The following is a 13,650-nucleotide window of genomic DNA, read 5'->3' as shown; positions in this document are numbered from 1 at the left end:
ACCCTCGACCACACCTACACCCGATAAGCTTCAAACTTCCCCTTGCTGCAAAAAGAAAACAGCTGACTCCTCCCTGACGCCCTTACTTCGCCTGCATTCGTATGGCTCCGTCCAGGCGGATCACCTCCCCGTTAAGCATAGGATTATCTAAAATGCTTAAAGCTAACTTCGCATATTCCTGCGGCTGCCCTAACCGCTTAGGAAAAGGGGTCTGATTTCCTAACGCCTCTCTTGCTTCCTCAGGCAACTGTTGGAACATCGGTGTTTCAAATACCCCTGGTGCGATGGTCATCACTCGTATTCCATGGCGGGCAAGCTCACGTGAAATAGGTAAAGTCATGGCCACGACTCCTCCTTTTGATGCGCTGTAAGCCGCCTGGCCGATTTGACCGTCAAAGGCAGCGATCGAAGCTGTGTTGATGATTACTCCTTTCTCTCCAGTATCCATTGGTTCGTTAGCCTTCATCCTCTCAGCAGCAAGACGGATGACGTTGAAAGTCCCCATCACATTGACCTCTAACACCTTTGAAAAAGAATCCAGCTCATGCGGACCGTCTCTTCCTACAACTTTCTCGCCGATTACAATCCCGGCACAGTTGACCACAGCATTGACATGCCCAAAAGCCTCTATTGCTTGATCAAGCATACGATTAATCTCATTCGCGGAAGTCACATCCGCCTTCAGGAAAAGTGTGCCAGCTCCTAACTCTTCAGAAAGCTGCTCACCTTTCGCGCCATCACGATCCACAATGACGGCACGTCCTCCCTTGCCAACTATTTGACGTACTGTTGCTTCTCCGAGTCCAGATGCTCCCCCGGTTACCACGGCTACAACATTTTTCACATCCATATTAACCCTCCAGTCGTTCAATGATTGTAGCATTTGCCATCCCATGTCCTTCACAAATGGCTTGTAATCCGAAGCGTCCCCCGGTCCTTTCCAATTCGTGGACTAAGGTGGTCATCAGTTTGGCGCCTGTCGCTCCAAGAGGGTGTCCTAAAGCAATGGCTCCTCCATTAACATTTAATTTGGAATGGGTGACACCCGTTTCCTTCATCCAGAACAACGGAACAGAGGCGAATGCTTCATTCACCTCAAACAAATCGACATCTTCTATACTCATCCCGGCTTTTTGAAGGACTTTATATGTAGCAGGTACAGGCCCGGTCAACATTAAAGTAGGATCAGATCCTATGACCGCACGGGCGACGATTCTGAACCTTGGCTTCAATCCTAAAGCCTCTGCCTTCTGACGGGACATTAACAGAACAGCCGCAGCCCCATCACTGATTTGACTTGCGTTCCCTGCCGTTACTTTTCCATCCTCTTGAAAGACAGGATTGAGTGAAGCAAGCGTTTCAGATGATGTCCCCAGCCTCGGTCCTTCATCTTTACGCAAAGCACCTATTTCCCCACCAACATCGACCGCCATCATTTCCTTTTCAAAGCGTCCCTCTTTTGCTGCTTTTAAAGCACGATCATGGCTCTCAGATGAATAACTATCCAATGCTTCTCTAGTCAGTCCCCACTTATCAGCAATTCTCTCAGCGGAATGACCTTGATTAATCATTTCAAATCTGTCTGTCAGCTTCTCGTTAAAAGATGTCCCTTTCATATTGGAGAACATAGGCACCCGGGACATACTTTCCACACCGCCTGCGATAACAACATCCATATCCCCACAAGCAATCGCTTGTGATCCAAAATGAATCGCTTGCTGACTTGATCCACATTGGCGGTCGAGGGTGACACCAGGAACTTCTATCGGGAATCCTGCTGTCAATGCAGCAAGGCGGGCGATATCACCTGCTTGTTCACCGACCTGGCTCACACATCCAGCAATTACATCCTCCACTTCACTTGGGTCAAGAGAGGTACGTGCTACTAACTCTTTAAGAACATCCGCAAATAAAACATCAGGTCGGATATGACTCAATGCTCCATTCCTCTTACCGACCGGCGTACGAACAGCTTCTACTATGACCACTTCATTCATTTGATATTCCTCCTACACTAAGTCCATCTTTTTGGCTATGATCGTTTTCATGATCTCGTTGGAACCAGCATATATCGCCGTCACCGGGGCATCCCGGAAACGCCTGGCGATTTCATATTCTTCTATATATCCATAGCCTCCATGAAGGTGCAAACATTCCATGGCTACTTTCTTAACTAAATCAGTCGTCCACCATTTGGACATCGACACTTCTTTCACCACATCTTCCCCCTTCATATGGGCTTCAATGGTTCGATCCAAAAATGTCCTTCCAATTTCCACTTCTGTATAAAGTTCTGCTAATTTGAATTGTGTATTTTGAAAAGAAGCAATCGTTTTTCCAAAAGCTGTCCTTTGTTTGACATAAGCGATGGTAAGCTCAAGCATACGTTCACAAGCTGTAATGGCTCCAATACCGACAATCAAACGTTCCTGTTGTAATTGATTCATCAAATAGTAGAATCCATCCCCTTCATCACCTAACAAATTCTCAGCAGGAACTTCCGCGTCTTCAAAGATTAATTCAGATGTATCCTGGCTGTGGAGGCCTATTTTATCTAGTTTCCTCCCTCGCGAAAAACCAGGGCTCCCTCCCTCTACGATGATTAAACTGATTCCTTTGTGAGGAGGTGAAGCATTCTGGTTCGTTTTGCAAACGACCACGATCAAATCTGCATGAATGCCATTAGTAATGAAGGTCTTCTCCCCATTCAATATATATCGACCATCTTTTTTATGAGCGGTTGTCCTTATCCCCGCCAAATCTGACCCTGCCCCAGGTTCAGTCATAGCGATTGCCGTGACAATCTCCCCTGAGACGCATTTAGGAAGCCATTTCTCCTTCTGCCTTTCTGTTCCATACGCATGCAGGTAAGGGACAACAATGTCGTTGTGCAATCCGATTCCAATCAGCCCTGTCCCTACCTTCTCAAGTTCTTCATTGATGATAACGGAATAACCGAAGTCCGCTTCAAACCCTCCGTAGGATTCCTCTAACCAGGGACACAAAAAACCCTGATCACCAAGCTTTTTCCAAAAAGCACGTGGAATCTCACCTTGTTTTTCCCAATCTTCATAAAAGGGATAAGCTTCCTTATCTAAAAATTTCTTTAATGATTTCCTCAGCATTTCATGTTCATTTGTTATGTAGGCAGCTTTCATGTTCGCCCTCCCCAATAGACTAATCGGCTACTTCATCTATTTCTCTTTACAGATGGGTATTTCCTCCCCATCTAGGAAAACGCTTACAAAAGATTGTTTTTTGATGTGTTTCGACAATCATATCAAACGGCAAAGGGGAATGAGGTTTTCGTTGGCTCGGAACATTCACAATATCCATATATCCCCTGAATGACCATAAAATAAAAACCAGCCCTGTGTCAGGACTGGCATGGAATCATCCAATTACTTTTTCAATGGCAAATGCGACACCGTCTTCAGCGTTCGAAGCTGTCACAAAAGCAGCTTCCTTTTTTAAAGCATCCTGGGCATTGCCCATGGCGACACCTAAACCTGCTTCCTTGATCATCGCCATATCGTTCATACTATCACCGACAGCCATCACTTCATCCATATTTAATTCTAACCAACCACATACTTTCAAAAGAGCGGCTGCCTTATTCACCCCGACAGGATTCACTTCAATATTTGTCGGGCTGGAATTAGTGATTTCAAGCGCTTCATTTGCATTCAATTCATCAAGGATAACCTGACGAATTTCATCGTCTTCGATGTCAAAACCGAATTTCAACCAGTCATATTCTGCTAACTCTTGATCGAAAGGCTCCTGGCTGTTATAGATGCCTTGCACGGTTGATGTCCAGAAATAAAGGCCATGTTCCTGTTTTAATTCCCAAAGACGCTCTATATGTTGTTGCTCTAATTTGTTTTGTTCTACAAGGTTAAATTCATGATCATAGATTTCCCCACCGTTGATGGTCACAATATAAGAAGATTTGCCTAGTGACTCTGCGATATCCTGACAACGGGATAAAGAACGTCCTGTACTCAACACTACATGAATTCCCAGATCTTTCGCTTTTTTTACTGCTGCTTTATTGGCTTCGGAAACAATTCCTTCTGGATTAACTAAAGTGCCATCAAGATCCAAAGCAATTAATTTAATATTTTCTGTCATTGATTTCACGCCCTCTCTTCTACTCTATACATTCTAATACAAGGGGAGCCCCTACACAACGAAACCGATATATCTATCTTCAAAAGACTGCTATTATATCCGACGAAGATAAAAAGATACGATGCAGCTGGTTTAAGTTGATATTCACATCTTTATTTCACGTTCGAATAATCAACAATTACAGTACTTCAACAAGTGTGTGATGGTCTCGGAAACGACTCCATCACTTTGAATGTATCGTTCCGATCAGATTTAAGGGTCCCACTCTTCCAATCAGTAAAAAATATTTTTTCCAAATTCGTAAACCAATTCTAATTCAGATGATTAACTTTATACCTATTAGGGTATGTATAATTGTGAAACAAACTTCAAGGAGGTATTCCATGTTCCATTACACAGTTGAAACAAACAAAAGTCTTGAGGAGGCTGTAGAAAGTCTCGAGAATCGTTTGAAAGATAAACAATTTGGTGTTTTATGGACATTCGACATCAAAGATAAACTGAATGAAAAAGGTTTGGAGTTTGAAAAAGAATTCAAAGTACTTGAAGTATGTAATCCGAAAGAAGCCCAGCGAGTATTGAACGAAAATGTACTGGCCGGGTACTTCCTTCCTTGTAAGATGGTTGTATACGAAGATGAGGGGAAAACAAAAATCGGGATGCCTAAACCTACAGCTTTGACGCAAATGGTGAAAGATGACAATATCCAGGCTATGGCGGATGATATTGAGCAACGACTGATTCAATGCATGGATCAAAGTGTATGAACCATTTATAAAAGCCGTGATTTCAGTGGCCACTGAAAAACCCTTCTCAATCCAGAGGAGCTGTTAACGTTTGTCGTTTCTTCTCACGAATCGCTTGTCGGTGGATACTTGCCGCGGGCACGGCCACAGTTAACTTGGTCAAGAAGATCACTTGACCAAGTGGATCTTCGGCTCGCGCTGTTCCCGCAGGCGTCACCACCGAACGCTCCTCGTGGAAGCAACGAGGCCTATCTGAAACGAGTGATTTTCTTTGATTTATATATGTCTTATCGAAATAAAGAAGCCGAGTTGAACGATAAAATCGTACTGGCCGGCCTTTCTTTGATGCATAACTCAGAAAGTTGCAGTTCTTCAGTGGTCTCCGATTTCGCGGCTTTTATATAGGTTCGGCTGTTAGTGCGGGATTGGGCCATGCCCCATAAATTCATCCGTTTCGTGAAGGAATTTCGTTACTATACGCATGTCCTTAAGCATATCATGGGCATCATAGAGTTTGCGCTCTATTTAATGCTCGATAGGCGGCAGTGAATCTGCATCTTTTCCTTTTAATGAAAAATACAATTCACCTTCATTAGTGACAGCCCCATAAAAAACATCTGAAACTTGATGGTCGCCAAGCTCAGCGCTCACCCATTCTTCATTACGGTTCAAACGCTTAAGCAGGTCCTTTTGAAGTATTCCATCTAAAATGATCGGAATATCATAACCCCCGCCCCCAATTAAAATACCCATGTCCCCACGGGTGACTCCCTCGTTCTCCACTTTTAACTTAACGGATAATTGGCCATTGGGTTCAACAATGGCAAGTTCAACATCTGATATATGGAAGACCTCATTCTCTCTTAACATTTGGGTAATGTTATCAATAGAATAGTGGATGCGTTTTAAATTCTTATCAATCATCTCACCTTCATAAACCACAACAGTGGGCTCAAAAGTCAGCATCTTACCGATATGAGGATTTTTCAATTTGATCCTGATGATGAACTTCTGCAATAGCGCAATCATAATAATAGCGGTAACGGTATGAATATGGTTGATTTTAGGGTCGGCAATGTCCGCACCCACTACAGAGCCCAGAACAAGGACTACAAGGAAATCGAAGACCGGTAATTCTCCTATTGAACGTTTCCCCATAAAAATTCCCACGCCTAACAGTAATGGCAAGATTGTTACAATCCTCCCAATGACTTTTAATGTATCCATCCATACATCCACAGTACAATCACCTCACTCTTAGCTTTTCACGCCGATTCGTTCATTATCCGAAAAAATACGTGCACGGGTGTTGACAATATACCTGCCGGGGTATAATATGTGTGGTGTACTGTTCACAAGCGACAGAAAAATTTCACAAGGGAGGCTCATTTCCGATGGAATATAATGACGCCACGAAAAACAGAGTAAAGCGCCTGGAAGGTCAGTTGCGGGGCGTATTAAAAATGATGGAAGAAAATAAAGACTGCAAAGATGTCATCACACAGCTTTCTGCTTCCAGAACAGCAATTGATCGCACAATCGGGCATGTAGTGAGCTCAAACCTTGTGGAGTGTATCCACGAATCCGCCGATCAAGAAAATAAGGAGAATTCAATCAACGAAGCTGTTCAATTACTAGTCAAAAGCAGATAATTTTTTTATCATTTAATATACCCGTACCTGTATAACTATTTCGCAAGGAGGATGAACATGTCAGAAACAAAAAAGACAAATATCATTTTATTCAGCGGTGATTATGACAAAGCAATGGCCGCTTACATCATCGCTAACGGAGCCGCCGCCTACGACCATGAGGTAACTATTTTTCACACCTTTTGGGGACTGAATGCTCTACGCAAGGATGAAAACATTACGGTGAAGAAAAATTTTGTAGAAAAAATGTTCGGGAAAATGATGCCACGAGGTGCAAATAAAATGGGCATCTCAAAAATGAATTTCGCTGGCTTCGGTCCTAAAATGATTAAGGATGTCATGAAAAAACACAATGCAGTGCCTCTTCCAGACCTCATTGAAATGGCGCAGGAACAAGAAATAAACCTTGTAGCGTGTACAATGACGATGGACCTTTTAGGTTTACAAAAAGAAGAACTGCTTGATGAAATCGAATATGCAGGTGTGGCCGCTTATTTAGCAGATGCTGAAAACGGCAATGTGAATCTGTTTATTTAAAAAAGGAGAGGAAAATCATGAAAACATTGACAGCTAAAGACGTAGAAAAACAACTATCACAAGGAATAACTTTGAACATGATCGATGTACGGGAAGATGATGAAGTAACTGAAGGAAAAATTCCAGGAGCCAAACATATTCCATTAGGGTCTGTTGAAGAACGTTCTGGTGAACTAGATCAAGCCACCCCTTATATCATGATATGCCGATCCGGTGGCCGCAGCGGGCGTGCCACACAAATCCTTGAAGAAAAAGGATTCGATGTGACAAATATGGAAGGCGGCATGATGAGTTGGGAAGGTGCAACCGAATAATTTTAAATAAATTTATACCCTAATGGGTTATAGGAGGAATCTAATAATGGAACTGAAAACAGATTTTACGTTAGATGCAAAAGGGTTAGCTTGTCCCATGCCAATCGTGAAAACGAAGAAAACGATCAAAGACCTTGAAGCAGGTCAAGTACTGGAAATCCAGGCGACAGATAAGGGATCGAAAGCAGACCTGCAGGCATGGGCAAAAAGCTCTGGGCACCAGTACTTGGGCACGATAGAGGAAAACGATGTTCTTAAACACTATGTGCGTAAAGCAAATGATGACGAAGATGAACAAGATAAGAAGCATCCGAACGTGGTCAGCAATGAAGATTTAGAGTCATTACGCGTAGGGGAGGACTCGCTTTTGTTAGATGTGCGTGAAGCTGCCGAATATGCGTTTGAACACATTCCTGAAGCCCACTCCATCCCTCTTGGTGAGTTGGATGGACGAATAGAGGAACTCGATCGATCAAAGAACGTCTACGTTGTATGCCGTACAGGCAGCCGTAGTGACCTTGCTGCCCAGAAGCTCTCAGATAAAGGGTTTGAAAATGTTTATAATGTAGTTCCAGGCATGAGTGGATGGTCTGGAGAAACAACCTCTCTTAATCAATAATTTTTTTAAGAAAAATAATACCTTAGGGGGTAAATTGAATGACTGTGAAAAACATGACGGTTAAAGAAATAACGGATAAAGTGTTGAACAAGGAAGAGTTGTTTGTTTTAGATGTGCGAACAGAAGATGCTTATCAAGACTGGAAGATTGAAAGCGAGAGCTTTTCTTACTTGAACGTTCCTTACTTCGATCTTCTTGACGGTGTAGAAGAAATCTTGGGCCAACTGCCAAAAGACAAAGATGTTGTCGTCGTTTGTGCTAAAGGTGGATCATCTCAAATGGTTGCTGAAATGTTGATTGAAGAAGGACTGACAGTGTACTCACTAGAAGGCGGGATGAAAGCCTGGAGTGAACATCTTGAGCCAATCAAAATCAACGACTTGAATGATGGCGGAGCACTCTATCAATTCGTCCGTATCGGTAAGGGCTGTCTATCCTATATGGTTGTATCCAACGGGGAAGCTGCTATCATCGATTCCACCCGTATGACAGACATCTATATAGATTTCGCCAAAGACTTGGGTGTAGAGATTACAAATGTCTTTGACACACACTTGCACGCCGACCATATTTCAGGCGGGATCAAAATTGCCGAGCAGACAGGTGCGGCTTACTGGCTGCCTCCTGAAGATGCAGGTGAAGTCATTTTTGACTATCAACCATTGCGTGATGGCGACCAAGTAACTGTAGGCAATACCAACATTGATATTCAAGCATTGTATTCCCCAGGACACACAAAAGGCTCCACTTCATTCGTCGTGGATAATCAATACTTGATGACAGGGGATATCCTGTTCATCGATTCTATCGGCCGCCCCGACCTGGCTGGAAAAGCGGGCGACTGGGTGATGGATTTGAGAGAAACTCTTTATACACGCTATAAAGAACTCTCAGATGATTTGATCGTCCTACCAGCTCACTTCATGATCATGGAGGAGTTGAATGAAGATGGTACGGTTGCTGCGAAGTTAGCTTCTGTGTATGCAAAAAACCATGGCTTGAACATTGATGATCAGGATGAATTCAGAAAAATGGTGACAGAAAACTTGCCACCACAACCGAATGCATACAAAGAAATCCGCGAAACGAACATGGGTAAACTCACACCAGATAGCGAGGAACAACGTGAAATGGAAGTCGGGCCGAACCGTTGCGCAGTTAGATGAATCAATACTGAATGCACCCGTTCATACGGGTGCTTCTAAACAAACTTTATTTGGAGGTATTTAATTATGAACGTAACTAAAGTATTAGATGCAAAAGGATTAGCTTGCCCAATGCCTATTGTAAAAACTAAGAAAGCAATGAAAGAGATCGAAACCGGCGAGGTTCTTGAGATTCAAGCGACAGACCAAGGAGCTAAGAGTGACTTGACGGCATGGGCGAAATCAGGAGGCCACGAACTTTTGCAACACGAAGAAGATAACGGCATATTCAAGTTCTGGATTCAAAAAGGCGAATAATTTCAGGCGCAGGCAGGTAGTTAACATTATTATAAAAAAAGGGGACCGCTCGAGGTTCCCTTTTTTAAGGAGGTCGACATTGTTATGGAACTTGGATTAATTATCACCATTTTTCTTATTGGTTTTATCGGTTCTTACATTTCAGGAATGCTCGGAATCGGGGGTTCGATCATTAAGTACCCTTTGCTTCTCTATATCCCATCAATGGTAGGTTTCACAGCTTTCACGGCCCATGAGGTATCAGGAATAAGTGCCGTGCAGGTTTTCTTCGCTACCATCGGAGGGGTGTGGGCATATCGCAAAGGTGGGTATTTAAATAAATCCCTTATCCTCTACATGGGAATTAGTATTTTAATCGGCAGCTTTGTTGGGGGCTTTGGTTCTAGACTCATGAGTGAAGGTGGCATTAATATTGTTTATGGTATTCTGGCCTTGATTGCTACGGTTATGATGTTCATCCCGAAAAAAGGAATTGACGATCAAGCATTGGATAAGGTGGAATTCAACCGCTGGTTAGCGGCTTCCTTAGCATTAATCGTTGGGGTTGGGGCCGGCATCGTAGGCGCTGCCGGCGCGTTCCTGCTCGTCCCTATCATGCTTGTTGTTTTAAAAATCCCGACAAGAATGACAATCGCATCTTCATTAGCAATCACGTTGATTTCTTCGATTGGTGCAACAGTAGGAAAGGTAACAACAGGGCAAGTGGAATACTTCCCAGCAGCCATTATGGTTGTTGCCAGCCTGATTGCTGCACCTCTTGGAGCGATCGCTGGTAAAAAGGTGAATACGAAAGTGCTTCAAATGATTTTGGCTCTTCTCATTTTAGGAACCACCATCAAAGTGTGGTCAGATATATTTTAAACCATACGAGCAAGGAATCTATTATCGGTTTCCCGCTTTTTCATTATTACCCGTTCAGGAAGATTGTACGGGTGGGAATAGGCGTGCGCTATCCCAACGCTCCCATGATGCACTAATACCAAAAGAGTGAGTATATCATGAATGAAATACAAGATTTCCTTTACATGCCCCTTATGCTCCAACCCTATTTTAATTATAAAAGAAGCACTCCAATTCATTTGCTGATTGAAGTGCTTCTTTCGCTTATATTAAGGCTGAACGCTGCCTTTTTCTTCGGAAGACGCTTGTTGTTCTTCTGAATTCACCATTTCTGTTTCATCTAAATAACGTAGTAAGTCACCATAGATGATGGAGTCTGAGATTTCCAACTCCTCTTGTGCGGCGTCGAAACCTTCCTCACAAGCCCCATCTTCAGCAGGATTCCCTGTTTCTCTATCGTAACATGCACCCTGAATCCCGACATATTCCTCATTTGCAAAGTCACCATCGCGGGTGATCATTAACTCTCTTCGGTCTTTGTCCATCAAGTCATTACCGAATTGGATAGGATTTTCATCTTCTATTCCCAACAAGTTCGTCAATGTCGGGCGGAGGTCGATTTGACCACCCACTGTGTGATTCTCTTGTGGTTCTATTCCTTTACCATAAATCAGTAATGGTACACGCTGTAATTGGAATTGCTCAAAGTCATTGATGTCTTTTCCTAAATATTCACCCATAGCTTCTTTGTGATTCTCTGAAATACCAAAGTGGTCCCCATAAATCACAAGAATAGTATTATCATAGAGTTTAGAGTCCTTGAAGTTTTCTACGAATTGTTTTAAAGCTTCATCCTGATAGCGAATCGTTTGGAAATAGCGGTTTAATGTACCACTGCTTGTTTCGCCCTCTTCAATATATTTCTTTTCTTCAGGAAGTGTAAATGGATAATGATTCGTCAATGTAATCATTTTTGAGAAAAATGGTTTATCCATATCTTTCATCTTATTCAGGGAATCTTCAAAGAAGTACTCATCCAAATAACCCCAGCCATGAGATTTTTCCTGAGTCACTTCGTAATCTTCCTTCGAGATGAAATCATCATATCCAAGGGAATCATACATAACATTCCTGTTCCAAAATGTTTTGTCATTGGCATGCATCACATTTGTGAAGTACCCATTTTCACTTAACAAACTTGGCAGTGCTTCGTATTCATTACCAGAGTGTGTAAAGAAAACGGCACCTCTGTTCAATGGATACAAGGAATTCGCCAGTAGAAATTCAGAGTCAGAGGTACGTCCTTGTTTGACCTGATGATAGAAATTATCGAAATAGGCGCCTTCTTCTTTCAAATCATTGAAATAAGGAGTCAATTCTTCGCCATGAAGGGTATTATCTACCACGAAGGTCTGAGTACTCTCCAAAGAAATGGCAATTACGTTCTTCCCTTCTGCCACCCCTTCTAGATGGTTACTGTCTTTCTTTTTATTTTCATTCAAATAGTTAATGGCAGGAACAAGTTCGTTACTATCAGCAAGAGTCTTTTTCATTTCGGTCTTACCTTGAAGTACTGCATCATATACATGATAGTTGATTACACCAATGTATTTAACAAGCATGTTACGGTCAAAAGTACGCTCCAATAAATCCGTCCGTTCTGTTTCCGCCCACTGTAAGTTGACGATGAATAGAGGAATCGCCACAACCGCTAAAATGATACCTTCTCTTCGCTTAGGTTTGAATGCTTGAAAGCGCGAAGGTTTCAAATAAAACAGTAGGAAAGCAGCAATAAGGACATCGACGAATAGAAGAATATCGGAATAATTAAGAATTGTGCCGATACTTCCACCCAAGTCTGCTAAGTTCGCAACTTGATTCAACATAGGTATTGTAATGAAATCGCTATACTCGCGGTAAAAAAGAATGTTTACATACAGAAGAAGAGAGCCCAGTATATAAGATACGAACATTCCTCTGCGCCCACCGAGCAAAATCCCGAGACCAAAGATCAGGAAGATACTGCTCAATGGGTTGAATGCCAGAATGCTAGCTTCATTAGCATTTTCTACATTCAAAGAAAAGATGTTACTTTGTATATAAGACATTTTCAGCCAGAACATACCTATGACAACGGCATAGACTAATAGTTTTAATCCAGTTTTTTTATTAAAATATTTATTCTTTGTAAACATTGTAAAACCTCCGTTAAATTTACATTACCCTATTCTACCCTATTTGAACATCTTTTTGTACCACTCAAGTAATACTTTGAAAACTCTGACACATTCTTAACGCTTGTATCAATGAGTTGCATTAAAAAAATGAAACTACAGACCTAGTTGAAAGCCATTTCTCCCATAGTGGCGTCGCCATTCAGACGCAATGGAATGAGATTTATAGACTTCCGGTATTACATTGTTTGTAAGTATAGATAAAATTACTCGATTCTCACTTTTTCGACAAAACTCAAAGTAAGTACCAAAAATGAAGGATTCTCCTTCTTTTATTTCCCCGGAAATAGAATAAGAAAACGGCCGGAATATTGTATCCGGCCGTTTTCTTATTCTTCTTCTGTTTGGAGTTCTACAAGAATCGTAGTAAGTACAATTAATACCAGGATGAATGATAGCGTAAAAGCAAATGAAAAAGTCATAGCTGATCTCCTCCTTTACCATGTTTGAAAACGGCCTGATCCTGGGGGTGCATGTTGAATCATATCGGTCAGCGGAATGGTGTACGCAATGGCGATGAGTACAAAAGCGACACCGATCCACAACTTCCAGTTTTCGAGGAACCTCGGAGTCGCTGATGCATCACTATAAGCGACAGGGAAACTCTCCATTGTCTGTTCGTCCGCTTCAGGGGCAAGCCACCATAATTGAATGACGATGAAAACCAACAAAGATGCAGACAAGAAAAGGATGGAACCGCCGACAGCCATCGTCACATGATTGGATAAAACCCCATCAAACCAGGCAAGTGCATCATCATGGGCATACCCTGTATAGGCCGTCCTCCTCGGTGCTCCTAATAAACCGAGAACATGTTGGGCTGTACTCATGAGCAGCATCCCAATTGACCAGGTAATGATTTGAATAAAGGCTAATTTCTGAAGTGACTTTGTAAACTTACGGCCAGTCAAATATGGGACCAGCCAAAAGGTGAGTCCGAAAAAGGTCATGGCCACTGGTGTGCCTACAGTAATATGGAAATGTCCGACCACCCATAAAGTGTTATGAATAACCTCATTCATTTTAAAGCTAGTATTAATGATCCCGCCCGTGCCCCTATGGATATTAGGGCATCATTCCCTGATTTTCACCGGATATGTGTCTTAAGGTT

The 13,650-nt window shown here is 42.4% G+C and carries 15 protein-coding genes and 1 pseudogene; 8 read left to right on the top strand and 8 right to left on the bottom strand.

Features of this window, described 5'->3' with window-relative positions; genetic code table 11:
• Positions 1–82: 82 nt before the first annotated feature.
• The 4 genes from HLI_RS13050 to HLI_RS13035 all read right to left on the bottom strand — a co-directional run bounded on the left by HLI_RS13050 (position 83) and on the right by HLI_RS13035 (position 4,134).
• Entirely contained in the window at positions 83–850 is a 768-nt protein-coding gene (locus HLI_RS13050) for a 3-hydroxyacyl-CoA dehydrogenase (RefSeq protein ID WP_128525361.1), read from the bottom strand.
• Between the two features lies 1 nt (position 851).
• Positions 852–1,997 carry a thiolase family protein gene (locus HLI_RS13045; RefSeq protein WP_128525360.1) on the bottom strand — a complete coding sequence of 382 codons (1,146 nt, stop codon included), beginning with the start codon at positions 1,995–1,997 and terminating at the stop codon, positions 852–854.
• Between the two features lie 12 nt (positions 1,998–2,009).
• Positions 2,010–3,158 (bottom strand): acyl-CoA dehydrogenase family protein, encoded by a 1,149-nt coding sequence (locus HLI_RS13040; protein ID WP_128525359.1) that lies wholly within the window; start codon positions 3,156–3,158, stop codon positions 2,010–2,012.
• A 235-nt stretch (positions 3,159–3,393) separates the two neighbouring features.
• On the bottom strand, positions 3,394–4,134 hold the full coding sequence (locus HLI_RS13035) for a Cof-type HAD-IIB family hydrolase (RefSeq protein WP_128525358.1): 741 nt from the start codon (positions 4,132–4,134) through the stop codon (positions 3,394–3,396).
• Between the two features lie 383 nt (positions 4,135–4,517).
• Here HLI_RS13035 and HLI_RS13030 point away from each other — a divergent pair, with 383 nt between their 5' ends.
• A complete protein-coding gene (locus HLI_RS13030; protein ID WP_128525357.1) occupies positions 4,518–4,901 on the top strand; it encodes a DUF302 domain-containing protein in 384 nt (127 codons plus the stop codon).
• A gap of 46 nt (positions 4,902–4,947) precedes the next feature.
• Here HLI_RS13030 and HLI_RS21675 read toward each other — a convergent pair whose 3' ends face one another.
• Both HLI_RS21675 and HLI_RS13025 read right to left on the bottom strand, forming a co-directional pair.
• Positions 4,948–5,100, bottom strand: a complete 153-nt coding sequence (locus HLI_RS21675; protein WP_164908555.1) for a hypothetical protein — start codon at positions 5,098–5,100, stop codon at positions 4,948–4,950.
• A gap of 305 nt (positions 5,101–5,405) precedes the next feature.
• Positions 5,406–6,119, bottom strand: a complete 714-nt coding sequence (locus HLI_RS13025) for a DUF421 domain-containing protein (RefSeq protein ID WP_241655852.1) — start codon at positions 6,117–6,119, stop codon at positions 5,406–5,408.
• Positions 6,120–6,274: 155 nt separating this feature from the next.
• Between HLI_RS13025 and HLI_RS13020 the strand changes: the two genes are divergently transcribed.
• The 7 genes from HLI_RS13020 (at position 6,275) to HLI_RS12990 (ending at position 10,326) form a co-directional block, all read left to right on the top strand.
• Positions 6,275–6,532, top strand: coding sequence for a metal-sensitive transcriptional regulator (locus tag HLI_RS13020; RefSeq protein ID WP_128525356.1), 258 nt, complete (start codon positions 6,275–6,277; stop codon positions 6,530–6,532).
• Positions 6,533–6,589: 57 nt separating this feature from the next.
• Positions 6,590–7,069, top strand: coding sequence for a DsrE/DsrF/DrsH-like family protein (locus tag HLI_RS13015; protein ID WP_128525355.1), 480 nt, complete (start codon positions 6,590–6,592; stop codon positions 7,067–7,069).
• Positions 7,070–7,086: 17 nt separating this feature from the next.
• On the top strand, positions 7,087–7,383 hold the full coding sequence (locus tag HLI_RS13010) for a rhodanese-like domain-containing protein (RefSeq protein WP_128525354.1): 297 nt from the start codon (positions 7,087–7,089) through the stop codon (positions 7,381–7,383).
• Positions 7,384–7,426: 43 nt separating this feature from the next.
• On the top strand, positions 7,427–8,002 hold the full coding sequence (locus HLI_RS13005; RefSeq protein ID WP_128526891.1) for a sulfurtransferase TusA family protein: 576 nt from the start codon (positions 7,427–7,429) through the stop codon (positions 8,000–8,002).
• Between the two features lie 38 nt (positions 8,003–8,040).
• Positions 8,041–9,168, top strand: coding sequence for an MBL fold metallo-hydrolase (locus tag HLI_RS13000; protein WP_128525353.1), 1,128 nt, complete (start codon positions 8,041–8,043; stop codon positions 9,166–9,168).
• 66 nt (positions 9,169–9,234) lie between these two features.
• Positions 9,235–9,465 (top strand): sulfurtransferase TusA family protein, encoded by a 231-nt coding sequence (locus HLI_RS12995; protein WP_128525352.1) that lies wholly within the window; start codon positions 9,235–9,237, stop codon positions 9,463–9,465.
• An 84-nt stretch (positions 9,466–9,549) separates the two neighbouring features.
• A complete protein-coding gene (locus HLI_RS12990) occupies positions 9,550–10,326 on the top strand; it encodes a sulfite exporter TauE/SafE family protein (protein ID WP_128525351.1) in 777 nt (258 codons plus the stop codon).
• A 248-nt stretch (positions 10,327–10,574) separates the two neighbouring features.
• Here the strand turns inward: HLI_RS12990 and HLI_RS12985 are convergent, their stop codons facing one another.
• Positions 10,575–12,500 carry an LTA synthase family protein gene (locus HLI_RS12985; protein ID WP_128525350.1) on the bottom strand — a complete coding sequence of 642 codons (1,926 nt, stop codon included), beginning with the start codon at positions 12,498–12,500 and terminating at the stop codon, positions 10,575–10,577.
• 476 nt (positions 12,501–12,976) lie between these two features.
• Positions 12,977–13,594, bottom strand: a pseudogene (locus HLI_RS12980) (cbb3-type cytochrome c oxidase subunit I); the annotation flags it as partial.
• Positions 13,595–13,650: the final 56 nt, after the last annotated feature.

This window comes from Halobacillus litoralis (assembly GCF_004101865.1).
Taxonomy (GTDB): domain Bacteria; phylum Bacillota; class Bacilli; order Bacillales; family Halobacillaceae; genus Halobacillus; species Halobacillus litoralis_A.
The sequence above is the reverse complement of the archived record's forward strand: the minus strand, read 5'-3'. Positions and strand labels throughout refer to the sequence as shown.

Coding starts and splice junctions, on each gene's coding strand:
- HLI_RS13050 (WP_128525361.1), bottom strand. CDS start 850: ATGGATGTGAAAAATGTTGTAGCCGTGGTAACCGGGGGAGCATCTGGA.
- HLI_RS13045 (WP_128525360.1), bottom strand. CDS start 1,997: ATGAATGAAGTGGTCATAGTAGAAGCTGTTCGTACGCCGGTCGGTAAG.
- HLI_RS13040 (WP_128525359.1), bottom strand. CDS start 3,158: ATGAAAGCTGCCTACATAACAAATGAACATGAAATGCTGAGGAAATCA.
- HLI_RS13035 (WP_128525358.1), bottom strand. CDS start 4,134: ATGACAGAAAATATTAAATTAATTGCTTTGGATCTTGATGGCACTTTA.
- HLI_RS13030 (WP_128525357.1), top strand. CDS start 4,518: ATGTTCCATTACACAGTTGAAACAAACAAAAGTCTTGAGGAGGCTGTA.
- HLI_RS13020 (WP_128525356.1), top strand. CDS start 6,275: ATGGAATATAATGACGCCACGAAAAACAGAGTAAAGCGCCTGGAAGGT.
- HLI_RS13015 (WP_128525355.1), top strand. CDS start 6,590: ATGTCAGAAACAAAAAAGACAAATATCATTTTATTCAGCGGTGATTAT.
- HLI_RS13010 (WP_128525354.1), top strand. CDS start 7,087: ATGAAAACATTGACAGCTAAAGACGTAGAAAAACAACTATCACAAGGA.
- HLI_RS13000 (WP_128525353.1), top strand. CDS start 8,041: ATGACTGTGAAAAACATGACGGTTAAAGAAATAACGGATAAAGTGTTG.
- HLI_RS12995 (WP_128525352.1), top strand. CDS start 9,235: ATGAACGTAACTAAAGTATTAGATGCAAAAGGATTAGCTTGCCCAATG.
- HLI_RS12990 (WP_128525351.1), top strand. CDS start 9,550: ATGGAACTTGGATTAATTATCACCATTTTTCTTATTGGTTTTATCGGT.
- HLI_RS12985 (WP_128525350.1), bottom strand. CDS start 12,500: ATGTTTACAAAGAATAAATATTTTAATAAAAAAACTGGATTAAAACTA.